Genomic DNA, 26,278 nt, shown 5'->3' with positions numbered 1-26,278 from the left:
TTTTTACTGAATTCGGCTTTTTATTATACCCAATTTAAATGCTGAACAGCTTATTATAATTCCAGCGCCTATCTGATCGGTACACGCTTTGGCGACCTTGACTATTATTTCTTCATGGCAGATACTCCGGCGGAGCTGATAAACAGCTTTACTGAGATTGTCGGGCGATCGCGGCTAAAACCCCGATGGGCTTTGGGATACCATCAAGGATGCTATGGATATGAAGATCGCGGAGCTTTGGAATGGACTGTTCGCAAACATCGCGAGTACCAAATTCCGCTAGATGGTCTCCACGTAGATGTAGATGTACAGGATAATTACCACACCTTCACCATCAATACAGGCAGATTCCCTGATCCCAAAGGGATGTTTGCTAATTTAAAAGCACAGGGTGTGAAGTGCAGCACGAACATTACCCCAATTATTAGCAGTAATCAGAAATCGTACTACAAAACCTATAGCGAAGGCGTGGAAAAGGGCTATTTTGTAAAAGATCAGCGCTTCTTTGGTGATCTCAATCTGAACAACCCTGAAGACCTTAACAAAGGTTACAGCTACCAAAATTACGATCCTCCTGGACAGGAAAGCGTTTTCTTCGCACACGATCCGGAACACAACGCTAATACGGGCAATCCTTATATTGGGGAAGTTTACTACGGAAATGACCGACTTACAGGACAAGAAATGGGTACGCCTGGTCATTACCCCGATTTAGGACGGCAAGAGGTGCGTGATTGGTGGGGTAAGCAATATCAATATCTGTTTGATATGGGTCTAGAAATGGTTTGGCAGGACATGACGACACCTGCTATCCGTTCGCGCCGTGGAGATATGCGGGGCTTCCCCTTCCGATTGCTAGTTACAGACGATTCTATTGTGGGAGAGGAACCCAAACTGACTCCAGCCATTAAGGTGTGGAATTTGTATTCGTACAATCTCCACAAAGCGACGTACTATGGTCTCAATCAGCTTGTCTACTCGGAGCAGTCAGATAAACCAGGACAACGCCGCAAAGATCGTAACTTTATTGTCGGGCGCGGCAGTTTTACTGGCGCTCATCGCTTTGCCGCATTGTGGACAGGTGACAACTCTTCGACCTGGGATTTTCTGAAGATCAACGTATCCCAAGTTATGTCCCTTGGCATGACTGGTGTTACCATCTGTGGGCAAGATATCGGCGGCTTTGAACAAGAAAACGATGAACAACACTGGGTCGGCCCTGAACTTTTTATTCGCTGGGTCGCTGCGGGAGCTTTCCTACCCTGGTTCCGCAACCACTATATGCGTAAGGGGCGCAAAGAGTTCCAAGAAATCTTCATGTACGAAGAATGGTTTAACCAACATCAAGGTGGTCACTTGCCGGAACCGCAAGATTTTTATCGTGCAGTTTTGCCTGCCTGCAAGTATTACATTGAATTGCGGTATCGGCTCCTCCAGGTTTTCTATGACGCCATGTTTGAGAACACATTTGATGGCTTGCCCATTTGTCGGCCCATGTTTCTCAACGATTCACAAGACAAGGCACTCTACAATGACAAAATCGCCTTCCTCGACGACCAGTTCTTCGTTCGCCACGATATCCTTGTAGCCCCACTTCTAGATCCGCAGTCAGCCCAGAACGGCTATGGCAAACGGGATATTTATCTGCCTGCTGGCAGCAACTGGTATTCTTTTAAAGACAATAAACAGCCGCTTGATGCTGCTGTCGATGGTGGGACTACTATACGCGGTTTTGATGCAAGTCTGAGTAGCGACCCCAGACACATTCCCTTTATCGTTCCTATTTTCATACGAGCAGGTGCGATCGTACCCACTGTAGAGGTTGAACAATATGTGGGAGAACGAAACAGCAAAGGTCTGCTCAATCCGATCACATTGAACATATATCCTGGTGAAAGTGGTCAATATACCATGTATTTGGATGATGGCGTCAGCCGTGCTTCTGAACCCAAGGAGTCAGCTATATACGATAACGATGAACTGGCCAACAGCGAATATCGCGAGGTACTAATTACGCACAGTCAAACTGGTTCAACACGCCAGATTACGGTGGAGCGTAAACATGACAATTATCAGCCCAAGGAAGACTTTTTCTTCGTAGCGATCTTACACGATTCATCTGAAACCACAGAGAATTCAAGTCTCTTGAAGAAGCTGACAATAGACGGGCAAGAAATTGGCTTAATTACAGGCGGCGATCCCGGAGAACGGGCGTATCAACTTAGCGGTTCTGCCAAAAATGCCTGGTACTACAACGAAAACATTAGAATCAGTTTTGTCAAGGTGTTTGATAACAGTCCATCGCTGAAAATACAAGCAGAATACAACGTTTAAATAATTCTAAAAACTCAATTTTTGAGTTTTTTGTTAGAGGCTAGCAACAGCCGTTATTATGATGGCTGTTGCTATTGCTTTTTGAGCGATCGCAGGTGCAATCCAAATCTGCTCTGACAAGTCTGTTTGAGATAAATAAAGCTACAATGCTTAACGGTACTCCTACCCAAAAAAGGAAATAACCTCAGTGGGTGGATTTATCCATCGGTTATGCAACCGTTAGAATCCTTTGCGCTTTCGCCAAAGGAGTGTCAAAATCTGTTAGTGAATACTTGACAAAAGCAGGAGTTAACCCTTGAAGAACGCTGAGTTTTCTGGAAAACCGCGAAACTCATCACCTCTGTCTGGTGAAGATATTCCAGCAGCTTTACGCGATACTCCTGATATAGCACCCAGGAGGCGTCTGTCTCTCTTGGTTTTGGGAATTGGGGGATTAATTGTTTTTACCGTGCTGGCTGTAATTAGTGGTTTTTTGTTCGCCTGGACTGCACCGAAAAAAAATCCAGTTTCTCAGCCTTCGCCTACTAATTCGACTTCTGCAACTACACAAAATAATAATACTGACCAAGTTCTTGGACATTTAGTATACACAGAAGCACCAGAATCAGAACTAGCAGCAATTTCCGCAGATGGACGGCAAAGAATGCGAAAATTAGCCGCCCAAAAATATCAGGAAATGGTAGCAGCAGCTAGGAGTGCTAATGTAATTTTGACACCTATTTCTAGTTTTCGTTCAGTTAAAGAGCAAGAACAATTATTTTTTCAGGTGGGTGCTCAACGTAATCAAACCCCAGCCGAGAGAGCGGCTTTAAGCGCTCCTCCTGGTCATAGTGAGCATCATACAGGTTACGCTGTGGATATTGGGGACGGAGCAGTGCCAGCCACTAACTTAAATGAGAATTTTGAAAATACCAAAGCTTTTCAATGGTTACAAACAAATGCTGCTCGTTTTGGCTTTGAGATGTCCTTTCCCAAAAATAATTCTCAAGGTGTGAGTTATGAACCTTGGCATTGGCGTTTTGTAGGCGATCGCGACAGCTTAGAAACTTTCTACAAAGCCAAAAATATCAAGCCGACTCAAACGCCGCATTAAAGGAAAGGGGACATATCAATTAAAAATTGGCAAAAGGGTGTAGTGCCAACGTTAGCAAGTTTGATATATTCCTCTTCTAAGAGAGAATTTAATATCCTTTCAAGAAAATTCAGTATTTTTAAGATTACATCCTGTTAAAATATGTTTAAAAAACAATCTATCTGACTACTTACACCAGAAAGTCCAACATAAGTAATCTAAGAAGCCATTTGTAAAAGAAAAATCTAGGTGGTTAACTATTACAAAATGACAGAACGAGCCTATTATGACTACATCGTTATTGGTGCGGGTTCGGCTGGGAGCATAGTTGCTTCAAAGCTTGCTGCTTATGATTCAGGTATGAGTATTCTCCTGATTGAAGCTGGGGGAACTCCAGACAACACAAAGATGTGGATACCAAGCGACTGGTTTGAAGTTTTACAGAAATGTCCAGAAATTGAATGGGGTTATCAGTCAGTACCCCAACCCAATTTAAACAATCGTGTCATTCAGCTAGCGCAAGCAAAAGTTTTAGGTGGGTGTGGGCTACATAATGCTATGGTCTACGTGCGGGGTAGCAAATCCGATTTTGACACGTGGGGCAAGGTAGCACCCGGCTGGTCATGGAATGATGTTTTGCCACACTTTCAAAAAATAGAGGAAACCATGAAAGTGTTGATAGGAGAAGCAGATGAGTTCATCAATGATTTGTTTACTGCTGCAAAGCAATATGGCTTGCCTTATAATCCCAACTACAATACCAGCAATAGTCAATATGGATACGCTCTATTTCAATTTAACATCACTAATTCACCCAATTTTATTCGAGAAACCACATACAGCACTTTCCAGCCAGAACAATATCAGAATGTAACGGTGCTAAGTCAGGCTTTTGTGACGCGAATCTTATTTGAAGATACTAAAGCAATTGGTATTGAATATGTCAAAGAAGGTCAACAACAGCTTGCTTACATACAAAATGAAATTATTCTGAGTGCCGGAGCGATCGCAAGTCCAAAAATATTGATGCTTTCGGGTATCGGTGATGAAAACGAGTTAGCAAAATTTAATATTTCTGTAGTTGCGAATCTTCCAGAGGTAGGTCGGAATTTACATGACGATATTTTTGTCAGTGCTGGATTTTCTATTTCCCCAAACAAAGATGTACCATTCTATTCCTATAGTCTAGCCCCAGCCGTTATCTTCAGTCATACAGAAAATAGTAGTTCCGTTATTGATATAGAATCCTCAGTAGGTGTTGGAACACTAAAAGGTTTCCCAGGTTTAGAACGTTCTTTTTGGTTGTGGCCAAATATTATGCACCTGAAGAGTACGGGAACTGTTAACCTGCGTTCCAGAGATCCTGATGACTCTCCTCTGATTGATCCAGGATATCTGACGAAACCAGGAGATATGCAGATGTGTAAAAAGGCACTTCAGTTAGGGATCGACATTGGCAATCAACCAGGCTTGAGCCAATGGCGGGAAAAGCAAATTGCTCCAGAACCGGGGGCAGATTTGGAGAGTTACATCAGAAAAACAGCCGATACGACACAGCACTATTGCGGGACTTGCAGGATGGGGGTTGATGAGAATTCCGTAGTGGACACAGAACTCAAGGTGCGCGGTACATCAGGATTGCGTGTAATTGACTCTTCGGTGTTTCCTTTGTCAATAACCGCAAATACGGCAGCAGCAACCATGATGATTGCTGATAAGGGGACTGACATTATAATGAGTTCGTTACAATAAAGCTACTACCCAAGTGATGAAACCGACAAATGACAACTATTAAATATGTAGTCCCATAATTATTAAATCCCGTTCCACACCATCTAATTCTGCAACTTTGGGTAAGTATCCCCAATTTTGAAAGCCGAATTTTTCAAACAGTTTTAAACTGGGATGGTTATGGGCAAAAATAAAGCAGACTAAGTTTTTGATGCCTAAGCGAGGACTTTGGTTAATTGCTTGAGTTAGTAGTTGTTTTCCTAAACTGTGGCGATGATACGTAGGATCAATGTAAATACTAACCTCAGCAGTAGCGTGATAGGCTGGTCGTCCGTAAAAAGATTGTAAACTCAACCATCCAGCCACTACGCCCTCGACTTCAATTACCCAAAGAGGACTTTTTGAGGGCGATCGCGCACTAAACCAAGTACGACGACTTTCCACAGACACTGGTTCTAAATCAGCAGTTGCCATGCGGCCGGGAACTGCGGCGTTGTAAATTGCCACTATTTTTGGCAAATCAGCTTCTGTCGCATGGCGGATACTCATTTGCTGTTCCAAGAAAAACTGAAAAACTGAAAAATATTTAAAGAATCATACACTGAACTACCCCATGCATAAATGTTATCCGCTCATTGACATACTCCCCACACGTCGCTTCATTATGTGTGGGGAGTATTGTTAAGATCGCTCATAAAACACTCTCCAACACTGTGGCAAAATTTATTAAAGTCCTTCCGCACTTAGTTTTCCCAGCATGACCGCAACAATGATTAATCTCCCTAGTCAGTACAATCCCTTTACCACTGAAGCCAAGTGGCAAAAATTTTGGGAAGAAAATCAAATCTACAAAGCTGACCCCCAAGCAGGCGGTGAATCTTACTGCATCGTCATCCCACCACCCAATGTCACTGGTAGCTTGCACATGGGTCACGCTTTTGACAACAGTTTAATTGATAGCCTCGTGCGCTATCACCGCATGAAGGGAGATAATGCTCTTTATCTGCCCGGAACTGACCACGCTAGCATCGCTGTCCATACGATATTGGAAAAGCAACTTAAGTCAGAGGGCAAAACTCGCTATGAATTAGGACGTGAGAAATTTCTAGAACGTGCTTGGCAGTGGAAGGCAGAATCTGGGGGAACAATTGTTAATCAACTGCGACGTTTGGGTGTGTCGGTAGATTGGTCGCGGGAACGTTTTACCCTAGATGTAGGTTTAACTAAAGCTGTTTTGGAAGCTTTTAACCGTCTTTACGAAGAAGGACTGATTTATCGTGGTAAATATTTAGTCAACTGGTGTCCTGAGTCACAATCAGCTGTTTCTGATTTGGAAGTGGACGCCAAAGAAGTTGATGGTCATCTTTGGCACTTCCGTTATCCGTTGACTAATGGTTCTGGTTATGTAGAGGTGGCGACGACTCGACCAGAAACCATGCTAGGTGATACGGGGGTGGCAGTAAATCCCAATGATGAACGTTATCAGCATTTGATTGGAAAAACTCTCACGTTGCCTATTATGAATCGGGAAATTCCGATTATTGGCGATGAGTTGGTTGACCCCAGTTTTGGGACTGGTTGCGTGAAGGTGACTCCTGCCCATGATCTGAATGATTTTGAAATGGGTAAACGTCACAATCTGCCGTTTATCAATATTATGAATAAGGACGGCTCTCTAAATGAGAATGCTGGTGAGTTTCAAGGACAAGATCGCTTTGTTGGTAGAAAGAATGTAGTTGACCGCCTGGAGGCAGATGGTGTTCTGGTGAAGGTGGAAGATTATAAGCATATGGTTCCTTATAGTGAGCGTGGTAAAGTTCCGGTAGAACCTTTGCTTTCAACACAATGGTTTGTCGCCATCCGCCCGATGGCAGACCGGGCGCTGGAATTCCTCGACGAGAAAAATTCACCCCGGTTTGTGCCTCAACGCTGGCATAAAGTCTATCGTGATTGGTTGGTGAAGTTGAAGGATTGGTGTATTTCTCGGCAATTGTGGTGGGGACACCAAATCCCGGCTTGGTACGCTGTAAGTGAAACGGGTGATGAGATTACCGATAACACGCCGTTTGTTGTGGCGCGGAGTGAGTCAGAAGCACGGGAAAAGTTAATATCACGATTTGGAGAAAATGTCAAGGTAGAACAAGAGCCAGATGTGCTGGATACTTGGTTTTCTTCTGGATTGTGGCCGTTTTCAACTTTGGGCTGGCCGGAACAAACCCCGGATTTAGCAACTTTTTACCCGAATAGTACTTTGGTAACTGGTTTTGACATCATCTTTTTCTGGGTTGCAAGAATGACGATGATGGCGGGACATTTTACCGGACAAATGCCATTTAAAGATGTTTACATCCACGGATTGGTGTTGGATGAAAATGGTCAAAAGCAATCCAAGAGTAAGGGTAACGGTATTGACCCGTTATTGTTAATTGATAAGTACGGCACAGATGCTCTGCGCTATACGATGATTAGGGAAGTAGCGGGCGCGGGTCAAGATATCCGTATGGATTACAATCGTAAGACCGACGAGTCGCCTTCTGTGGAAGCGTCCCGCAATTTTGCTAATAAGCTATGGAATGCGGCCCGGTTCGTGATGATGAATTTAGATGGACAGACGCCACAGCAATTAGGAGAACCAACCAATACAGAGTTGAGCGATCGCTGGATTCTTTCGCGTTATTACGGTGTTGTGCAGCAAACGCGCAATTATATGGATAATTACGGTTTGGGTGAAGCTGCGAAGGGTTTGTATGATTTCATCTGGGGTGATTTTTGTGACTGGTATATTGAACTAGCTAAATCTCGCTTGCAAAAGAATGCTGATCCTGTATCGCGACGGGTTGCACAACAAACTTTAGCTTATGTGCTGGAAGGGATTTTGAAGCTACTTAATCCTTTTATGCCTCATATTACTGAGGAAATTTGGCACACTCTCACCCAACAAGGAGAAGATACTCAACAAAGTTTATCTTTACAACAGTATCCAGAAGCACAGACAAATTTAATAGATGCTGGGTTAGAAGAACAGTTTGAACTATTGATTGGTACAATCCGCACTATTCGCAACTTACGTGCCGAAGCGGATGTTAAACCAGGGGTGAAAGTCAATGTAAATTTGCAAAGCGACAGCTTCCAAGAAAGGCAAATTCTGACCACGGGACAATCTTATATTAAAGATTTGGCAAAGGTTGAGAATTTAATGATCGCTGTTGGCGAGAATAAACAACAGGAAGAAAAACCTCGAATTGCTTGGAAGACTATCGCCTTAGTTCTCGCAGCAATTTACTTTTTCCGAATTGGTCTAGCGATCGCCGATGCGATTGATGATATTGCGTTGTTGGGAAATTTCTTTGAACTTGTCGGTTTTGGTTACGCTGCGTGGTTTGTCATCCGGTATTTACTATCTGCTGAGGCTAGACAAATATTCTGGCAACAGTTTCAATCATCTCAAAAAAGCCTACCACAATCAGAAGAATCACAACTGCCACAATCAAAAGAACAAGCGATCGCAGGCGTAGTTGGTACAGTACAAGTCTTACTCCCTCTTGCAGGTGTCGTAGACATTCAAGCTTATACCACCAAACTGCAAAAACGCCTTAGCAAACTGGAAGCGGATATTAAGGCTCTGACTGCTAGGTTAAGTAATCCTAAATTTGTTGAACAAGCTCCAGCAAATGTGGTGCAGGAAACACGAGACACTTTAGCAGAAGCTCAAAAGCAAGCTGAAATCTTGCGCGATCGCTTGCGTCAGCTAGCATAACTATAAAGAATTATGAATGATGAATTAGAAATTATGAAATCTTTTATCATTCATAATTCATAATTTGTAATTCATTATTTTTCTAAATTTATGCTATATCTAGCCCAAGTACACAGAAACGAATTTTTAGATCAACTCCAGTTACATTTATTAGCACGTCAAGAAGTTAATAATATATGGGTAAAAATTCCAGAAGAAGCTTTTATTCTCTTAGGAAAAGGCAAGACTATGACAGAAAAATTGCTTGTTTTAGTCGAACTTTCTCCAACAGGTGATATAGAAAAAATAGAAGAAGCTACTAACTGGGTAATGGATTTGATCGGTACTTACCTAACCACAGGTATTACTCCAGATTTTTTGCGCCAAGAAGCAGAAAGGGCGGAAAAGTGGCGACAAAACTTGACTTTGCAAAACCAAGACTTAGCACGTCGTACCCTGGAATTAGAAGCACGTCGAGAACAAATTCAAGCCCTTGAAGAAACTCTCAAACGAGAGAAAAACTTGGTTAATAAAGCTGAGACTTCTGGGGAATAGGAACTTATCAATTAAAAATTAAAAATTAAAAATTGGTAAGAGGGACAAGGAGGACAAGGAGGACAAGGGAGACAAATAACAATTGACCATTGACTAATAAACTAACTTTAAACTGACCATCATTAATATAGAGTAAACAATAAATCGTAGTGGCTTTTGAGGTGCGATTTTACAGATTTTAGCGCCTACTAGAACTCCTGGAATTGAGCCTAGCCATATTGGTAGTACCAAATTCCAATCTACTGTGCCTAATGTTAAATGCCCAAGAGAAGTAAATAATAACAAAATAGCAGCTTGGGAGATATCTGTACCAACTAACTTTCGTGGGTCAAGACGAAAAAATGCAATTAATACCAATGCAAACATTGAACCAGAAGAGACACTGGTTAAACCAACAATACAACCTAAAATAGCTCCAGTAGTTATTGTTTGTAAGCGTCCTATATTAGTTTTTAAATCATATTTTGGAAGTTCAGGTAGTTGCAATTTTGGGAAGAAAGTCAACAGCAACATTTGTATTAATGTCAGAATTGTAATTGCCATTATGGCAATACCTACCAAATGAAGCATAATGCTGTTCAAATGAACTTCTCCTGTCTGTCTAAGTAAGTGCAGAATTACTACCCCAAACAGTGAACCAGGAACACTTCCCAAGGCTAACCATTTTACTGCTTCCCCATCTAGGGTTTGCTGTTGGTAGTGCTTGATGCTACCAACAATTTTCATCAGTGTTGCAGCAACCACATCAGAACTTACTGCTATTACAGGTGGAACTTGAAAAACAAAAATTAACATTGGGGTGATCAAAGAAGCACCACCAACTCCTGTTAGACCAACAACAATACCAACTATAAAGCTGAATAGAGGTAAGAGTAAAAAATCCATACTCTTGTTTTATAGATAAAATACATAAAGCCTATCAATTTACTGTATTTTAAGATGAATAGAAATAAAAGTCTAGAGTAAGAGTACGGAGTGACAAATAATACTAGCGCTTTTTAACACAATCAACAAAAGCCGATTTCTTCTGAAATCAGCTTTTAGTTAGATTTATATGTCAGTATTTAAATAAAACTACATTAACTCCAGTGTAATACCGTATTTGATATGTCAAAGCTAGAAAAATCACAACAAAAGACACCTGTAGAGTTTTTGCAACAGCTGTTAATTACTCATTGGCGTTCTCTATTGTTGCTATTGTTTGGAATATACTTACCACTGCAAGTATTTGGACTGCTGGCGTTGGAGGTGAGACAAAATGAAGGTGGTTTTCTCTGGGATTTGCCTATTCTAGTGGCAATTCATTCCGTAGCACAGCCACAGCTAGACACAATAGCCGCCATTTTGACTAGATTCGGTTCATTTAGAACTATATTACCAATTTTGAGTGTTATGACTCTAATTTTATTAACGCAACGTCGTTGGCGATCGCTCAGTTATTTACTGATTACCGCTATTGGTAGCGCTACCATCAACCATACAGCTAAGGAATTTTGGCACAGAGTACGCCCCCATCTATGGGATTCAGTCACACCAGAGTTTGACTATTCATTTCCCAGTGGTCATGCAATGACAAGTATGACGTTTGTTGCTATTTTGGTCGTTTTAACTTGGGGTAGTATTTGGTGTTGGTTGACGGTAACTTTAGGTAGCTTGTATTTGTTAACTATTGGCTGGACAAGGCTTTATCTGGGGGTTCATTTTCCGAGTGATATTCTTGCAGGTTGGATGGTAGCGATCGCTTGGGCAATTGGTGTAAGTTCTATTATTAGACCTTATTCACAATCAGCAAATATTGTTAGTGAAAAGTCAGAGACTGAGACAACACTGCTTCCGCAAGAAGAATCAACCCTCAATAATTAGTAAGTGTCATCTTTCCGAGTTATAGCTGATTTTTAAGCATTTTTATAAAATTAAATTGCATTATTTTTTATTCACTTTGCTTTCTAATTAAATGTTTTATTTCTGATTTTTTTCATTTTTTTTATTAGTATAATTTAGTCCTAATCTTTACTAAAGTTTTGAGTATCAGTCAGAGAAATTGGTCAGAAACAAGATTTACCAATAAGATTATAATGAGCAAAATAAATTGCTTTGTTTTCATTGTCTTTCCAAGTAGAATCTTGAATATATTGCATTTGTAAATTTCTAATTCTTAAACTTTGACTTGCATATCAAGATGTTATACAATTTGAATATTTTAGAATTCTCTTTGTTAGTTTGGCTGGGATCTTTTACTGCTGGTTTTGTTGGTTCGCTGACAGGATTAGGAGGTGGAGTTATCATCGTTCCCTTATTAACTTCTGTACTTAGTGTCGATATTCGCTATGCAGTGGGAGCTTCACTAGTTTCTGTGATTGCTACAAGTGCTGGTTCAGCCTCTACATATATTAAAAAAGGCTTGACAAATTTGCGCTTGGGAATGTTTTTAGAAGTTGCCACAACTATTGGTGCTATTATTGGGGCTTTAATTGCAACGTTTGTTTCTACGAAAGTACTAGCTATTGTTTTAGCAATTGTTTTACTTTACTCTGCTTACCTTTCAGGACAACCGAAGTTAGAAAATCCAGAAAATGAAACAAGCGATCGCCTAGCCGATTATCTCCAACTTAATAGCAATTATCCTACACCTGAAGGCACAATATCTTATCATGTGCATTCTGTACCCGCAGGGTTTTCCGTTATGTTGATTGCTGGTGTAATTTCTGGACTACTAGGTATTGGTTCGGGAGCATTTAAAGTACTAGCAATGGATCAAGTAATGCGTATCCCATTTAAAGTTTCCACTACTACTAGCAATTTTATGATTGGTGTCACCGCCGCCGCATCAGCAAGTGTATATCTTGCGCGTGGGTACATCGATCCAGGCTTATCTATGCCAGTTATGTTAGGTATTTTACCCGGTGCTTTCTTAGGAGCAAGAGTCCTCATCGGCGCAAAAACGCAGATATTAAGAATTGTTTTCAGTTTAGTCTTGGTACTAATGGCTGTAAAGATGGTTTATCAAAACATTTTTGGAGAGATTTAAAAATATTCAAAATTTAGAATTTTTAAAACAGTGCTGGCATAAATTTGGCAAACTGCATCATCAAATTTCAGGAATAGCTTAGTATGTTTAAATCAAATACCAGTCAGTGGTCAGCATCAACACAAACAGATAGAGAAATCATCCCTCTACCATTGCACTCAGATGAAACTGAAATAGAAGGTAAAACTCACCTTACACCAACATCGAGTGAACTAATCCTAGAAAAAGTACTCAGCAATCTGCTCAAATACGGTGTTTTGCTTGCTAGTACTGTTGTGTTATTTGGTGGCATATTATATCTAATTCGTCACGGGTCTGAACCCGTAGATTATCATATTTTTCACAGCGAACCATTAGAGTTTCGATCCATCACAGGTGTAATCACAACTATTTTATCTGGTAGTCACCGTGGCATCATTCAACTAGGACTATTGCTCTTGATAGCCACACCTATTTTACGGGTAGCGGTTTCTTTGTTATTTTTTGTCAAACAAAGAAACTGGACATATGTGACAATTACCACCTTAGTACTAGCTGCTCTAATTTATAGTCTCGTGGGAGCTTATATTTAGAAACAAGTATTAAATTATATTAGTTTAGTATTATATTACACTTTTATATAAAGATGTTTTAGACCTTGTCTCAATTGTTGTAAAGATGTGCTTACTCTAATTTTGTGAGCATCTTGATTTTTTTATCTTTGATCTTCATAGCACAAGTCGTCTTTGTACGACTAAAATTAATCAAACAGTCTGCTTAAACAGAGTTTTGGCATAGAATTTAACTTTTTTAAACTTCGCGAAAAATTGGAGACGATGTACCCTGAAGTCTGGCCTGCACAAAAGGCGAAACATGTTGCTGTATAGAAGTAAATTAGAACTTGTTTTTACCTACTAACCACCTGTTCAATCACTAACCAATTTAAAATCTCTGTCCAGCAAAAATTGATCGTACTTCGCCGTTGCGGCGGATGATTGCTTCTTTGTTTGCAACATCTACTAGTGTCCAACCACTAGAACCGATGCTTTCACCAATATCAACGCGCTGAGTCACACCATTGACTTGAAATAAAGCAGCAGATTTGAATTTATTCTCTGACTCTAGCAATCCCTCAAGGATATATGTAGAAGTAGGAGCAGATGCAACAGCTGTCGTTGTCACTTCTGTTTTTACTGGTGTTGGCTGTTGGTTGGTGGTTGGTTTGGTTTCTTGTCTGACTGTAATTGGTGCAGTTTTCATCTCTATGGGTTTCAGGCTTGGTTGCACTAGTGCTAAGGTGTTCGCAGGTTTAGTTGATTTTATGCTAGTTTTGGGAGAAGGTTTGACGACAGATGTAGGTTTTTTAGGTGTATTTGTTGTCTTTTGATTAATAGCAGATGGCATTGGTGGCAAAGTTGTGCTATTGCTACCAGAAACCTTGGGAGGTACATAGCGCATAGGTAATGGCGCTTGATAAACAGGGATATAGATGCGCTCAACAACGTTTGTGGAACGACTCGGAGTCGGAGATGTGTTGTTGGCGGTCAAAACTGGTGGTAGGTTAGCAGGAGGTTGGTCATTCCTGACATAAGCTAAGGCTGTGCGGTTTGTTGTGACTGCGGGTGTCAGTGCAACATTGACAGGCTTAATATTAGTTTTGGCTTCTTGTCTGTCTATGGCTGCAAGCGAACCCAACATATAATTCACGAAATCTGCTTCTATTTCTGCTTTTGTGGGTAATTTTGCTTGCGGTGCTTCTAAAGTTTGCTGGAAAGAGGTGGATTTGACGCGGTTGAGTAAACCAGAGTTCGTTAACCAGACAATGCTGGCGATCGCTAATCCTAAGCTTGTTCCCACGTTCAGCATTTGACTGAACCAGTGTCGTGATTTTGGGCGTACTCTCTTCACAACTTTGCTGACAGGAGCAGTATTTACTACTACTGCATTGTGGTTGTTTCTATAGTGCGACACTGTTTGTAGGCTTCGCCACGGTTTCTCTGGCAAGACAATTGGCGGTATCTTTACTGTTTGTAGATGCGTGTGTGTTTGCTGCACTATGTGTGAAGGTAGATTGGGGCTACCATCTAAAATCGAGTCTATCTCGGCAAATAGATCATCCATAAAACCATCGGCGTAGGTTTCTATCGTCCAAGGTTCACTGGCGATTAATTCATCTGATGGTTCTGGAATAATAAGATTTGTGCTGGCTTGTTGAGACATAACGATTTTCAGTTTTAGCTTCGTCGGGGAACTAATGAATTGTTAGCCCTGTGTACTGATCTGGGAGCAAACACCTATTACCCCGTCTCAGTTAGACGAGTTGATGAGGGATTTGGTATTAAATTCGACTTGTAGTCAGGAGGATGTATGATCATGTTCAGTATATACTGATGTCATCGATCATACTAAACTATACCCTGATATACCCCACAACTATACTCCCGCTTCATAAAGTTTTTTGGGAAGCCAAAGCTGAAAATTCAGTATCCGTCTTTGTTCTACGCAATTCTAAATAAATTAACAAAGCATTAATATCTGCTGGATTTACACCACCGATACGTGCGGCTTGACCAATTGTCAAGGGTTTTACCTTAGTGAGCTTTTCCCGTGCTTCTTTAGAAAGGGTATCAATTGCTCCATAATCTAAATCAGGTGCTAAGTGACGATTGGCCTGACGAGCAATCTGCTCAATTTGATTTTGCTGTCTAGCTAGATAACCAGAATACTTGATATCAATTTCTGCACCTTCTGTTTCAGCACGGTCAAGCTTGGGATTTGCCAGTCCATAGGTGTTGAGGTCTAAATAATGAAAGCCTGGGCGCCGTAACAAGTCAGCGAGGGTAATCGAACCTTTAATTGCTTGTCCAGTTGCTTGTGCGATCGCTTTGCCAATTTGATCATGTTCTTTCACCCGGATGCTGTGCAAACGTTCTTTTTCGGCGGTGATATTTGCTTGCTTGCGGCTAAATAATTCCCAACGGCGATCGTCAATTAAACCAATTTCTCTTCCCAATGGTGTTAGGCGTTGGTCAGCATTATCAGAACGTAAAATTAAACGATACTCTGACCTACTAGTTAACATCCGGTAAGGCTCCCGCAAGTCTTTTGTACACAAGTCATCAACCAATGTACCGATGTAACTTTCTTCACGCGGGAACACAATCATCGCTGCTCCACGCACAAATCGCGCCGCATTAATTCCCGCTACAATACCTTGGGCTGCGGCTTCTTCGTAGCCAGTTGTACCGTTAATTTGTCCTGCACAAAACAGTCCTGCTACCTTCTTTGTCATCAGAGTGGGAAAACACTGAGTTGCAGGCAAATAATCATACTCAACAGCATAAGCTGGACGTAGCATGATACAGTTTTCTAAACCAGGCAGACTCCGCAACATTTGCAATTGCAAGTTTTCTGGTAATCCTGTAGAAAACCCTTGAATATAAAGTTCTGGTATATCTCTACCTTCCGGTTCGATAAATATTTGGTGGCTTTCCTTGTCAGCAAAGCGCACAATCTTATCTTCAATACTAGGACAGTAGCGCGGCCCTTTTGCTTCTACCCAACCACCATACACTGGTGATAAATGTAGATTTTCTCGAATCAGACGATGGGTTTCGGCTGTTGTCCGCGTCATGTGACAAGGCATTTGTTCTCTTTCTATCCACACTTGGGGGTCAAAGCTAAACCAACGCACATCTGTATCCCCCGGTTGAGGTTCCAATTTACTGTAGTCTACAGACCGTTTGTCAACTCGTGCAGGAGTACCCGTCTTCAAGCGACCAGTCTCAAAACCCAAGCGTTGCAGAGTTTCGGTTAACTCAACAGCAGCAAATTCCCCAGATCTTCCGGCTGACATCGACTTGTTACCAACCCAAATTTTGCCACCCAAGAACGTACCAGTTGTGAGAATGACTGCTTTGCACTGGAACCCTACACCAAAATAAGTCTGAACGCCGATAACTTCATCGTTAGCACCCAGCACTAAATCTGTAACCATCCCCTCACGCACAGTTAAATTTTCTTGATTCTCAACAATTCCCTTCATCACTGCTGCGTATTCCCGCTTATCAGTCTGAGCGCGTAAGGCCCACACCGCAGGTCCTCGCGAAGAATTGAGAATCCGCTTTTGCAAATAGGTGCGGTCTGCTATTTTACCTATTTCTCCGCCGAGTGCATCTACCTCATGGGTCAACTGAGATTTGGCAGGTCCACCCACTGCTGGGTTACAAGGTTGCCAAGCAATTTTATCTAAGTTGAGTGTCAACAGCATGGTACGGCAACCAAGGCGTGCTGTCGCAAGTGCTGCTTCACAACCAGAGTGACCAGCACCAACAACAATGACATCAAAAGCCTCTTGGAAATCTATAGAATTGTGCATGGTCATAATTAGAAAACACTAGGCCTTAAGATTCTGATCAATTTTAACTGATACTGTATTTTCAGATTTCTATGGATAAAAACGGTTCTCTATTTCTTTCCTCAACTAATAAATTTAATTTTGTGCAACTACTGATTAGCATTGCTGTAATCCTCATCAACCTGAGTCAATAACAAAAAAACTCAATTCTAAGATCTTCTAAGCTTCATCATAGAGATTGCTTATTGTTTTCCATAAGACCTCTGTGAAAACTAATGTAGAGACGCGCCAATAGCGCTGTAGCTCATGGCTTCGCTAAGGCGCGTCTCTACAAGGATTTTGGGTAACGCAGAATTAATTTCTGGAGATGTCTATAAGAATGTAGAGTTTTGTCAATACTTATCTGCGGTAAATACTTATAAGAAATATTTACAAAGTTTAATAATATAGTATTATCCCTTCATAAGTATTTTTGCTCATCAATATGATAGGCGATCAATTTCCCTGGCTCACTACGATTATCCTATTCCCACTTGTGGCTTCCCTAGCTATTCCCTTCGTGCCTGATAAAGACGGTAAGTATCTGCGGTGGTATGCCTTGGGTGTGGGTATTGTGGACTTTTTCTTGATGTGCTATGCCTTTTGGCAAAATTATGATCCTACCAGTGCATCTCTTCAACTTGTAGAAAACTACACCTGGATACCCCAGTTGGGTTTAAACTGGGCAGTTTCAGTGGATGGGTTGTCTGTTCCACTAGTACTTCTAGCAGGATTGGTGACGACGCTGGCGATTTTTGCAGCATGGCAAGTCGATCGCAAACCTCGCCTTTTCTATTTCCTGATGTTGGTGCTGTATTCTGCACAAATAGGCGTGTTTGTTGCCCAGGACATGCTGCTGTTATTTATTATGTGGGAACTAGAATTGGTTCCTGTTTACCTGCTTGTTTCTATTTGGGGTGGACAAAAGCGTCGCTATGCAGCTACAAAATTCTTGTTGTACACCGCAGCAGCTTCGATTTTTATTCTAGTAGCAGGGCTGGCAATGGCTCTCTACGGCGATCATATGACCTTTGATATGGTCGAATTGGGTATGAAGGATTACCCATTAGGACTTGAACTATTGCTTTATGCAGGATTATTGATTGCTTTTGGCGTCAAGCTAGCTGTTTTCCCCATGCATACTTGGCTACCTGATGCTCACGGTGAGGCTTCTGCACCTGTGTCGATGATTTTGGCAGGTGTTCTTTTGAAAATGGGTGGATACGGTTTGATTCGCATCAATTTAGAACTTCTGTCTGATGCCCATGTTTATTTTGCGCCAATTCTGGCTTGTCTGGGTGTTGTCAATATTATCTATGGTGCTTTGAATTCCTTCGCGCAGCCCAATATGAAGCGTCGCTTGGCGTACTCATCAGTATCTCACATGGGTTTTGTGCTGCTGGGTATTGCATCGTTTACAGATTTGGGAATCAGTGGGGCGATGCTACAAATGATTTCCCACGGTTTGATTGCAGCAGTCCTATTCTTCCTTGCAGGCGTGACGTATGATCGCACTCACACATTAATCATGTCAGATATGGGCGGTGTGGGTCGAGCGATGCCAAAAGTATTTGCATTGTTTACTGCTGCTGCGATGGCTTCTTTGGCGCTTCCTGGGATGAGTGGTTTTGTGGGCGAACTTGCAGTTTTTGTTGGCGTTACCACTAGCGATATTTACAGTTCGACTTTCTGTACCGTCATGGTTTTCTTGGCAGCAGTAGGAATAATCCTCACACCAATATACCTCCTCTCAATGCTACGACAGGTATTTTATGGTTCTGATGTTGCTCCTGCATGTGGAATTACGGATGCAAGTTTGCAAAACCAAGACAATGATGAAGCGGTTTGTTTTGGTACTAACTGCGTTCTACCTACTGAAGCAAAATTTAGCGATGCTAGACCACGGGAAGTATTTATCGCTGTTTGCTTTTTACTTCTAACCATCGGTATTGGTGTTTATCCGAAACTGGCTACGCAGATGTACGATGTCAAAACTGTTGCAGTCAATACTCAGGCACGCCAATCTTACGTCCAAATCTCTCAAACCAATCCCCAAATATTTGCTAAGGGCTTGTTATTTCCTAGATCTACACAATCTAATATAGTTTCCGTTTCAGGAATATTGAAATAATTTGGTTGCGATCGCCTTAATAGTTAATATTTGCCGAGGACAGGGAAAATATTCCAAAATATGGAAGAGGAAATCAAACCTCTTCCATTATTTTTTTAATGGGAGCAGGGAACAGGGAGCGAGAATTAATCTACCCATAGAATTATGAGATATGAAACGATTTTGGAAAAAAACTGTTTTTTTTACTATTGTTGCCCTAATTATTTTTAGTCTAGTTGCTAGTAGTGGAACAAAAAATAAAATCCTCAGTCAAGATATTCGTAATTCGGAAAGTTGCATTATTGCTGGTTCACTCAACAAGCATCAGCAATTAGATCAATTTTGTACTAGCACACTCAATAATATAAATATCCCTACTCCCCAGACTACTCCTATTCCTAATTTAAAGTTTACTAATAAAGAACGGTTTTTAGCAGCCATTACAGATAAATTATTAGCAATTCCCCAATCAGGGACTTATGAATATATTTTATTACGTGCCTATGGAGCAGTTTTTGTTAATCATAATCCAGAGATCCAACTTCCTTCTAAAGTTGTATTTGCTGATGAAAATGAAACAAAAAAATTTCAATCTACTCTGAGTATGGGTAAAGTTAATGGGACTAACAACTGTTATTTACAAAAAGCAGCAGCCGATGCTCTAAATCAGGCTAAAGCACAAGTTAATATTCCTTTAAAATCGGGTTATAGCGATAGTGACTGTACTCGTACTTTTACTACTAATTTAAGGTTCTGGAGAAAATACGCTAACAATAAAACATTGGCAAGAGTTCAACAAGGTCAAGAAACAAAAATTTTGGGAACAGTTGCACCTCCAGGCGCATCACAACATTTGTGGGGATTAGCAATTGATTTAAGAATTGCAAATGAAGCTCAAAGACAGGCTTTAAATCAAAATGGTTGGTTTCGGACTGTGGAATATGATGTACCCCATTGGACTTATATTGGTCATCCACTAGAGAAATTAGATGAGTTTGGGTTTGAAAATAAAGTGATTGGTGGGGTTAGTTATTGGCTAACTCCTTTGTAAAAATTCAGCAGTATACGGAAATCCCAACCCCAAGGTAGATAAATTTTAACTGTTTTAATTAGTTATTATGTAAATAATAGAAGAATGATATAGCAGTCATATTATTAGTTTGAATTGGAGAAATGAACTTTTTTAACGTAGACGCACTAGCAGCTTACCGCAGGCTACCACAAAGTACACATAGACGCGATCGCGGCTTCTCAAAGAGTAGGACACCAAGGAATGAAAAAATTTCTCATTTGCCTAAAAAATTAAATAAAGGTCTTTCTTTGATCTTGGGTTTGGGAACTGCTGCTAGTGTAGGTTTATCTGCTCCTAAACCTGCTGAGGCTATTCCATTTCAGGATTTAATTGTTCCAGGAATTCAATATTTTCAACTTTCTAATTTATCAACTAAGGAAAAGGTTAAATTAGGCAGCAATATACATCAGCAGGTACGCAGTAATTACAGACTTGGTACGAATGCAAATATTACCAGGATTGGTCAAAAATTAGTGCGTTCCAGTAGCTGTTCTCAAACTCCTTTTAAATTTTATGTAGTTCAAGATCCAAGCATTAATGCTTTTGCAACCACAGGTGGTTATGTTTATGTCCACAGTGGTTTGATTAATGCTGCGGATAATGAAGATCAGTTGGCGTCGGTGATGGCGCACGAAATTGCTCACATTTGTAATGATGACTTGATTGGTAAACTCAGACAAGCACAAATAGCTCAAGGTGCAGCTTCACTTGCTGGCTTAAATGGAAGTAAATTGGCTGCTGTAGCTTATAAGTTGTCTGTAGACTTGCCTAATAGCCGTGAAGCTGAGTTTAATGCTGATGCTAAGGGATTGCAGTATTTGCAACAGGCTGGGTATGATCCGAGTGCTATGCCTGCTTTCTTAAAGAAATTGGTGAATCGTTCTTCTGCACCAGCGTTTTTGAGTACTCACCCAAACCCACGAGAACGGATTTCTGTTTTAGAAAGGAAAATAGCTGATAATCGTTAGGTTGCTGTAGATGGCGATCGCCTCATTTTTCCTGCTCATGATTACTGGAGTTGTGCAAAACAACTTCATAATGTTCAACTGTAGGAAACGACTGATAAAAGTGATGCAGTAAGGAACGCCACTGTTGGTACTCTGGCGATTGTCGAAAGCCAATGGTGTGATCTTCCAATTTTTGCCAGCGTACCAGCAGAATATAGCGGTTCGGAGTTTCTATGCAACGTTGCAGTTCATGAGAAATATATCCTGGTATGGAAGCAATGATAGTTGAAGCTATTTTGAAGGTAGTTTCAAATTTTTCAGTAGTTAAACCAGGTTTAAGATCAAGAATTGCGACTTCTAGTATCATGTTGTCAAATATCACTCAATAGCGATCGCTCTGTAACTGTAACTAACAATCTCATCAACAAGTTTACAGTTTACCAGAACGAACACCCACAGGAGAGAACAGAGATGGAACGCGATCGCGTTGCGTTAATACTCAATAATGTATCTTATCAAGTTAGCAACAAAGATAATATAAAGTAAGACAAAGTCTTAACTTTAACATTACTTAAAAAAGGTGGAAAAAAATGGGCCGTCTCAATCCTTACTCTTTACAAATGCAAATTACCCAGATGTTTGAACAAGGACAATCATTTTTCGCAACAACGAAAGTACAAGAATGGTTAAAAGAGCGTAATCATAATCCTGCTGATTATGAAATAATTTTCCACAAAAAACCTGCTCCTCCAGGATCTAAAGAAGTCATGGTGGTAGAAATTGAATTGCGACGCAAAGATGGACAACCTGTAGATTCTTGGTTGCAAGAACAAGCTAATTTACATGCCTAAAACCTAGCATTTATTTATATCACATGACAGCCAATATCCAAGAATCAGCCACTTATCAAGGTGGATGCCATTGTGGCGCGGTACGTTTTCAAGTTGTAGTTGATAGACACAAAGCAGATGACTGCAACTGTTCTATTTGCAGAAAAAAAGGATTTTTGCATTTAATTGTGCCACAAAATAAATTTACCTTACTACAAGGCGATGATGTATTAACAACTTACACATTTAATACAGGAGTCGCCCAGCATAAATTTTGTCGCATTTGTGGAATACACTCTTTTTATATTCCTCGCAGTCATCCCGACAGTATTGATGTTAACATCCGTTGCCTAGATGGTGATGTAGTAACAAAGTTTGAAATTGTACCTTTTGACGGCGCAAATTGGGAGCAGAATATACACAAGTTGCGGTAAGTAATTCAAATGTGACTATAGCATTCCTAAATCATTCGCTCCAGACAAGATCCCCGACTTCTGCCAGAACTCGGGGATCTAAGCTCTGCGACTATTTAACTTAGGAGTAATAATTTTCTTTATGTATAGATAGATAAAGATTGATGGAAGATATATATTCTTGTTGCATATATCTTGTCTTTTCATGATTATTAATGTTATCTGTAAAATTAGCTGGACAATAGTAATAATTATTCTGTTTTTTGAACAGATACCTGTGTGACATAAACATTCGGGTTATCTATTCTGTCTACAACACTTGGTTTTACACATCAATCAAGATGATGTGTAAGTTTTCAATAGAGAATGTAGATTTTACGAACTTCGTAATACCAATTCTCTGTGAAGCTGCACACTATTTTGACCCCTCGCAACCTCCCTTTGGTAAGGGGAGGTGCCGCAGGCGGTGGGGTTCTTTCTATGCGTCTTCATATAGAAATGGTATAACAACATTCTTGATTTTTTACTGGATAATTGTAACTATTACAAAATATTATATGAACAAGCACTGTGGCAGATTTGGAAGATTGAAGTTATTTTGAGAAGATAAAAAATCTATCAACTAAACTGGTTGTAGTATGTCAGACCAATTTATCAAGCTAAGTCCAGAGCAAGAGAATTTAATTAAAATTTATCAACACAAGTGGAAAAATATCGCTCTTTCAACGAAGCGAATTGACCGGAAAAAAGCTGCGGAAACAGTCAAAGAAATTTACGCTTTTTGTGGTCTTGCTATGCCCAAAATAATATTTTGTGAAAGTCCTTATGAGGCTATGAGTAAGACTTTACCAAGCTCTGAGTATTTAATTATTTTACCTTTAATTCAAAAATTGTTGCAATTACGTTTAAGTATATTAAAATTATTTCCCGAACAGGCAAGGTTTTACCAAAATCATCTTGCTATTGAAAGACCTGATGATGTGAATGTACACATTCATACGACTTTATATTATCGATTTATTTCATACATGAAATCTTTAGAACAGCAGTTCCAAATTGATTTAGGATATCTCACGGAATTAGAAATCGAAGTCAACCTATCAGAATTATATCACCAACTGCAAGTTGAATTGGGTGAACAATATGATACTAACTTCATACCTGCTGCTACCTTTTGTAGCTACTGTAGTTGGCTAGATTTTTGGAAATCTGCATTAAATTACACTGGCGATCAAGAATTATTGCAGCTATTTCAATCTTTAGCTAAATCTTGTGGTTGGATTTTTCCTTATAAAAGAGTAGCAGTAGTGTGCGATCGCCCCACAAAATTATGCTTTGACAGTGACAACCACCTCCATGCAGAAGGTGAAACTGCCATCGAATTTGCTGATGGGTATAAATTTTATGCCTATCATGGTGTCACCTTACCGGAAAAATACGGTAAGCTACATCCCCAGCAATGGCAAGCAGAATGGTTGTTAAAAGAAGATAATGCCGAACTACGACGGGTATTGATTCAAGGTATCGGCTATGCTCGGATAATCGAACAATTACATGCAGCTGAGTTAGATCAACATCAAGAATATACATTATTAAAAATAGAGAACGATGTCGATGTAGAACCAATTTATCTATTAAAGATGACTTGTCCCAGCACAGGATATATTCATGTGTTACGTGTACCACCCCATGTACAATCAGCACAAGAAGCCATTACTTGGGCGAATTGGGGAGTTGCACCAGCAGAATTTGCCGTGCAAACTTAATTTTCAAAGATTCTATCCAAAAGAAGTCGCCACAACTCGAAAACCACATATCCGTAATCCTCCATCCGCTTCGTTCCAGCTACGACTGGCGCTACGACAAAGTTCTGGACTAAAACTCCAAGAACCACCCCGCAATACCCGACGATGCATATCTCCACCTACTTCCCATACTGTTCCATCTTTGGGAGCGCCATCATAATTTTTATGCCAAGGATCAGCACACCATTCCCAAACTAACCCATGCATATCATATAAACCAAAAGCATTTGCCACACCAAAACTACCCACAGGTGTGGTTTCTTTGCGGTATTTACTTCTGATTTCTGGAGATTCGCCGCTACTACAATTAGCTAACTCACAAGTAATTGTTTCACCAAAATGGAAAGGTGTTTTTGTCCCAGCACGACAAGCATATTCCCATTCCGCTTCGCTAGGTAAGCGATAATGTCGCTTTGTTTTTTTCCACAACCGCGCGCAAAATTCTACTGCTTCGTGCCAAGATACATTTTCTACTGGTCGATTAGCACCTTTAAATTTAGAGGGATAAGGATTCAAAGATTGTTTGACTTTGGGTAAAGCTGCAACTGCTTTCCATTGTGCTTGGGTGACAGGATATTTACCGATAAAAAAGGGTTCGACGGTGACTTGATGTTGCGGACGTTCATCAGCATCACCTTCCTCTTCAGTTGCACCCATTAAGAAACTACCGCCAGAGATGGCTACCATTTCCATAGTCATCCCATTTCCCAGCTCTTCTGTATAGTAATTGGTAATGCGATAATCACGCTTAATTTCCCTACCTCTAGAGTCTACAGTAACTGTGTCAAATTCAAAAGCTTCTAGAGCCGGAAATCCAGGTGTAACTAATTGTGGGATGGTTGTCGGTAATGGGGTTGGGTGGGGTGTGAAAATTTGGGTTGTCGCAGATACAACAGATAATAGAGAAGATGATTTTTGAGAACTTAAATCTTTGAGAACTTCTGTTGCTGATTGATATCTTTCTGAGGCTAAATGTTTCAGCAATTTATCTAAAATATTTCCTAAGTCTTCGTTAATTGTAATGCCTTTTTCTTCTAGGACTTGTCGCCATAACCATTTACAACTCATGGGATCAAACAGACGATCATAAATCTGGCCGTAAGCATCCCTTACAGGTAAACATCCAGTAATCAGACGCGCACAAGTCACTCCTAAAGCATACAAATCACTGGCATGACAAGCAAATCCTGCCATTTGTTCACTGGGTGCATAACCAAGTGTGTATAGAACTGTAGCTTGTCTGGCTAAACTTGTTTGTGTGACTTGTTTAGCACCACCAAAATCTATTAATACTAGTTTGCCATCGCCTTGACGACGAATAATATTTTCAGGCTTAATATCGCGATGAATGACGTTACGCGAATGGATAAAATCTAGAACTGGTAATAAGTCAGCTAAAATTTCTCGGATTTTTTCTTCAGTAAAAGCTTGTTGATAAACTTCTACAAAAAGAGTATTTCCGGGAATAAATTCTTGTACTAGATACAAGCTTGTACCTTGTTCAAAGTAAGCTAGCAATCTCGGAATTTGTAGGTGATTTTCTCCTAGTTCATATAGCCGAAAAGCCTCTTCTTTAAATAGTTCTGCGGCTTTGGTGCGTTCCGATGTACCATGAACTTGAGGAAAAAATTGCTTGATCACACAGGGAGCATTAAGTCTATCCACGTCTTCTGCTGCATAAGTTCTGCTAAACCCACCTTCGCCTAATAATCTCAATACGTGGTAGCGGTTGCGTAAAAATTCGCCAAAGTTGCTTTGTCCGCAACTAATGCAAAACCTATTGCCATCAGCATTGAAGGGATTTGAGCAATTGGGATTTTGGCAGATTAGCATAGCCGAGCCAGATATTACATCTTTTCGAGAGTAGACCCAATACTATCTATATTGAAAACAGATGCGTGGACAAATAACCACCAAAATTAGACCATCTGTAATATTGCTCGCACAAAATATCATACAGATGAATAAATCCTTTATTTATTTGTTTATCTGTGCCTTAGAACCTTTTAAATATAAATAAATATGAGCGCACGGTTTTCCGTTATGAGAAGGATAATAACGGAAGCGATCGCTCTTGTCAAGCGGTAGATTGGGGATCGGGGAAGGTAGGGGTCCCCTCTGGGGAACTCGGGGCCCCCACTCCCTTGGGGGGAGTGGGGATTAGGGGCGAAGGGGTAATGGGGATTGGGGATTGGGGATTGGGGAGAATGACTAATGACCAAACAAGGCAAAAGTCACTCATTCAAAAGGCACTTCCTAAGAAAAAGTGC

General features: G+C 40.6%; 20 protein-coding genes. 14 read left to right on the top strand and 6 right to left on the bottom strand.

The genetic code is table 11. The features are described from left to right. The first annotated feature begins 114 nt into the window (after positions 1 to 114). From AC5JMK_RS28345 to AC5JMK_RS28335, 3 genes are all read left to right on the top strand, one after another. Positions 115 to 2,334, top strand: coding sequence for a TIM-barrel domain-containing protein (locus AC5JMK_RS28345; protein WP_495911519.1), 2,220 nt, complete (start codon positions 115 to 117; stop codon positions 2,332 to 2,334). Between the two features lie 295 nt (positions 2,335 to 2,629). Beyond that, complete coding sequence (locus AC5JMK_RS28340) at positions 2,630 to 3,427, top strand: M15 family metallopeptidase (protein ID WP_096675192.1); 798 nt, start codon at positions 2,630 to 2,632, stop codon at positions 3,425 to 3,427. Between the two features lie 246 nt (positions 3,428 to 3,673). After that, positions 3,674 to 5,158: a GMC family oxidoreductase gene (locus AC5JMK_RS28335; protein ID WP_096675191.1), complete on the top strand. Its 1,485-nt coding sequence runs from the start codon at positions 3,674 to 3,676 to the stop codon at positions 5,156 to 5,158. 39 nt (positions 5,159 to 5,197) lie between these two features. On the opposite strand, the gene AC5JMK_RS28330 is transcribed toward AC5JMK_RS28335, so the two are convergent. Further along, positions 5,198 to 5,686, bottom strand: coding sequence for a GNAT family N-acetyltransferase (locus tag AC5JMK_RS28330; RefSeq protein ID WP_096675190.1), 489 nt, complete (start codon positions 5,684 to 5,686; stop codon positions 5,198 to 5,200). A gap of 208 nt (positions 5,687 to 5,894) precedes the next feature. Here AC5JMK_RS28330 and AC5JMK_RS28325 point away from each other — a divergent pair, with 208 nt between their 5' ends. Both AC5JMK_RS28325 and AC5JMK_RS28320 read left to right on the top strand, forming a co-directional pair. After that, the gene (locus tag AC5JMK_RS28325) at positions 5,895 to 8,894 is read left to right on the top strand and encodes a valine--tRNA ligase (protein WP_495911518.1); all 3,000 of its coding nucleotides are present in this window, start codon (positions 5,895 to 5,897) and stop codon (positions 8,892 to 8,894) included. A gap of 90 nt (positions 8,895 to 8,984) precedes the next feature. Then, a complete protein-coding gene (locus AC5JMK_RS28320; protein WP_096675188.1) occupies positions 8,985 to 9,428 on the top strand; it encodes an HmpF-related protein in 444 nt (147 codons plus the stop codon). A 93-nt stretch (positions 9,429 to 9,521) separates the two neighbouring features. Here the strand turns inward: AC5JMK_RS28320 and AC5JMK_RS28315 are convergent, their stop codons facing one another. Further along, positions 9,522 to 10,313: a sulfite exporter TauE/SafE family protein gene (locus AC5JMK_RS28315; protein WP_096675187.1), complete on the bottom strand. Its 792-nt coding sequence runs from the start codon at positions 10,311 to 10,313 to the stop codon at positions 9,522 to 9,524. Positions 10,314 to 10,535: 222 nt separating this feature from the next. Between AC5JMK_RS28315 and AC5JMK_RS28310 the strand changes: the two genes are divergently transcribed. The 3 genes from AC5JMK_RS28310 (at position 10,536) to AC5JMK_RS28300 (ending at position 13,028) form a co-directional block, all read left to right on the top strand. Continuing rightward, positions 10,536 to 11,291 carry a phosphatase PAP2 family protein gene (locus AC5JMK_RS28310; protein ID WP_096675186.1) on the top strand — a complete coding sequence of 252 codons (756 nt, stop codon included), beginning with the start codon at positions 10,536 to 10,538 and terminating at the stop codon, positions 11,289 to 11,291. Positions 11,292 to 11,619: 328 nt separating this feature from the next. Further along, positions 11,620 to 12,456, top strand: coding sequence for a sulfite exporter TauE/SafE family protein (locus tag AC5JMK_RS28305; RefSeq protein ID WP_096678834.1), 837 nt, complete (start codon positions 11,620 to 11,622; stop codon positions 12,454 to 12,456). Positions 12,457 to 12,539: 83 nt separating this feature from the next. After that, positions 12,540 to 13,028 carry a DUF1634 domain-containing protein gene (locus AC5JMK_RS28300; protein WP_096675185.1) on the top strand — a complete coding sequence of 163 codons (489 nt, stop codon included), beginning with the start codon at positions 12,540 to 12,542 and terminating at the stop codon, positions 13,026 to 13,028. A 349-nt stretch (positions 13,029 to 13,377) separates the two neighbouring features. Here AC5JMK_RS28300 and AC5JMK_RS28295 read toward each other — a convergent pair whose 3' ends face one another. Both AC5JMK_RS28295 and mnmG read right to left on the bottom strand, forming a co-directional pair. Further along, a complete protein-coding gene (locus tag AC5JMK_RS28295) occupies positions 13,378 to 14,655 on the bottom strand; it encodes a type II secretion system protein N (RefSeq protein WP_495911517.1) in 1,278 nt (425 codons plus the stop codon). Between the two features lie 226 nt (positions 14,656 to 14,881). Then, positions 14,882 to 16,819 carry a tRNA uridine-5-carboxymethylaminomethyl(34) synthesis enzyme MnmG gene (gene mnmG, locus AC5JMK_RS28290; RefSeq protein ID WP_096675183.1) on the bottom strand — a complete coding sequence of 646 codons (1,938 nt, stop codon included), beginning with the start codon at positions 16,817 to 16,819 and terminating at the stop codon, positions 14,882 to 14,884. A 457-nt stretch (positions 16,820 to 17,276) separates the two neighbouring features. Between mnmG and AC5JMK_RS28285 the strand changes: the two genes are divergently transcribed. The 3 genes from AC5JMK_RS28285 (at position 17,277) to AC5JMK_RS28275 (ending at position 20,981) form a co-directional block, all read left to right on the top strand. Then, a complete protein-coding gene (locus AC5JMK_RS28285) occupies positions 17,277 to 18,962 on the top strand; it encodes an NAD(P)H-quinone oxidoreductase subunit 4 (protein WP_096675182.1) in 1,686 nt (561 codons plus the stop codon). 151 nt (positions 18,963 to 19,113) lie between these two features. Beyond that, positions 19,114 to 19,992 (top strand): D-alanyl-D-alanine carboxypeptidase family protein, encoded by an 879-nt coding sequence (locus tag AC5JMK_RS28280; RefSeq protein ID WP_495911516.1) that lies wholly within the window; start codon positions 19,114 to 19,116, stop codon positions 19,990 to 19,992. Positions 19,993 to 20,114: 122 nt separating this feature from the next. Next, positions 20,115 to 20,981 (top strand): M48 family metallopeptidase, encoded by an 867-nt coding sequence (locus AC5JMK_RS28275; RefSeq protein ID WP_495911515.1) that lies wholly within the window; start codon positions 20,115 to 20,117, stop codon positions 20,979 to 20,981. A gap of 22 nt (positions 20,982 to 21,003) precedes the next feature. On the opposite strand, the gene AC5JMK_RS28270 is transcribed toward AC5JMK_RS28275, so the two are convergent. Then, positions 21,004 to 21,327, bottom strand: coding sequence for an antibiotic biosynthesis monooxygenase family protein (locus AC5JMK_RS28270; protein ID WP_096675180.1), 324 nt, complete (start codon positions 21,325 to 21,327; stop codon positions 21,004 to 21,006). A 223-nt stretch (positions 21,328 to 21,550) separates the two neighbouring features. On the opposite strand from AC5JMK_RS28270, the gene AC5JMK_RS28265 reads away from it, so the two are divergent. From AC5JMK_RS28265 to AC5JMK_RS28255, 3 genes are all read left to right on the top strand, one after another. Beyond that, a complete protein-coding gene (locus AC5JMK_RS28265) occupies positions 21,551 to 21,811 on the top strand; it encodes a hypothetical protein (RefSeq protein ID WP_096675179.1) in 261 nt (86 codons plus the stop codon). A gap of 23 nt (positions 21,812 to 21,834) precedes the next feature. Continuing rightward, positions 21,835 to 22,224 (top strand): GFA family protein, encoded by a 390-nt coding sequence (locus AC5JMK_RS28260; RefSeq protein ID WP_096675178.1) that lies wholly within the window; start codon positions 21,835 to 21,837, stop codon positions 22,222 to 22,224. A gap of 617 nt (positions 22,225 to 22,841) precedes the next feature. After that, complete coding sequence (locus tag AC5JMK_RS28255) at positions 22,842 to 23,969, top strand: DUF6745 domain-containing protein (RefSeq protein WP_096675177.1); 1,128 nt, start codon at positions 22,842 to 22,844, stop codon at positions 23,967 to 23,969. A 12-nt stretch (positions 23,970 to 23,981) separates the two neighbouring features. Here the strand turns inward: AC5JMK_RS28255 and AC5JMK_RS28250 are convergent, their stop codons facing one another. Then, entirely contained in the window at positions 23,982 to 25,841 is a 1,860-nt protein-coding gene (locus AC5JMK_RS28250; protein ID WP_495911514.1) for a bifunctional serine/threonine-protein kinase/formylglycine-generating enzyme family protein, read from the bottom strand. Positions 25,842 to 26,278 lie beyond the last annotated feature (437 nt).

It is taken from the genome of Pelatocladus sp. (assembly GCF_059505505.1).
Note: the sequence above shows the minus strand (reverse complement) of the source record. Positions and strands in the feature narration are given on the sequence as shown.

Coding starts and splice junctions, on each gene's coding strand:
- AC5JMK_RS28285 (WP_096675182.1), top strand. CDS start 17,277: ATGATAGGCGATCAATTTCCCTGGCTCACTACGATTATCCTATTCCCA.
- AC5JMK_RS28295 (WP_495911517.1), bottom strand. CDS start 14,655: ATGTCTCAACAAGCCAGCACAAATCTTATTATTCCAGAACCATCAGAT.
- AC5JMK_RS28275 (WP_495911515.1), top strand. CDS start 20,115: ATGAACTTTTTTAACGTAGACGCACTAGCAGCTTACCGCAGGCTACCA.
- AC5JMK_RS28345 (WP_495911519.1), top strand. CDS start 115: ATGGCAGATACTCCGGCGGAGCTGATAAACAGCTTTACTGAGATTGTC.
- AC5JMK_RS28265 (WP_096675179.1), top strand. CDS start 21,551: ATGGGCCGTCTCAATCCTTACTCTTTACAAATGCAAATTACCCAGATG.
- AC5JMK_RS28280 (WP_495911516.1), top strand. CDS start 19,114: ATGAAACGATTTTGGAAAAAAACTGTTTTTTTTACTATTGTTGCCCTA.
- AC5JMK_RS28270 (WP_096675180.1), bottom strand. CDS start 21,327: ATGATACTAGAAGTCGCAATTCTTGATCTTAAACCTGGTTTAACTACT.
- AC5JMK_RS28320 (WP_096675188.1), top strand. CDS start 8,985: ATGCTATATCTAGCCCAAGTACACAGAAACGAATTTTTAGATCAACTC.
- AC5JMK_RS28300 (WP_096675185.1), top strand. CDS start 12,540: ATGTTTAAATCAAATACCAGTCAGTGGTCAGCATCAACACAAACAGAT.
- AC5JMK_RS28325 (WP_495911518.1), top strand. CDS start 5,895: ATGACCGCAACAATGATTAATCTCCCTAGTCAGTACAATCCCTTTACC.
- AC5JMK_RS28255 (WP_096675177.1), top strand. CDS start 22,842: ATGTCAGACCAATTTATCAAGCTAAGTCCAGAGCAAGAGAATTTAATT.
- AC5JMK_RS28260 (WP_096675178.1), top strand. CDS start 21,835: ATGACAGCCAATATCCAAGAATCAGCCACTTATCAAGGTGGATGCCAT.
- AC5JMK_RS28335 (WP_096675191.1), top strand. CDS start 3,674: ATGACAGAACGAGCCTATTATGACTACATCGTTATTGGTGCGGGTTCG.
- AC5JMK_RS28315 (WP_096675187.1), bottom strand. CDS start 10,313: ATGGATTTTTTACTCTTACCTCTATTCAGCTTTATAGTTGGTATTGTT.
- AC5JMK_RS28310 (WP_096675186.1), top strand. CDS start 10,536: ATGTCAAAGCTAGAAAAATCACAACAAAAGACACCTGTAGAGTTTTTG.
- mnmG (WP_096675183.1), bottom strand. CDS start 16,819: ATGACCATGCACAATTCTATAGATTTCCAAGAGGCTTTTGATGTCATT.
- AC5JMK_RS28250 (WP_495911514.1), bottom strand. CDS start 25,841: ATGCTAATCTGCCAAAATCCCAATTGCTCAAATCCCTTCAATGCTGAT.
- AC5JMK_RS28330 (WP_096675190.1), bottom strand. CDS start 5,686: ATGAGTATCCGCCATGCGACAGAAGCTGATTTGCCAAAAATAGTGGCA.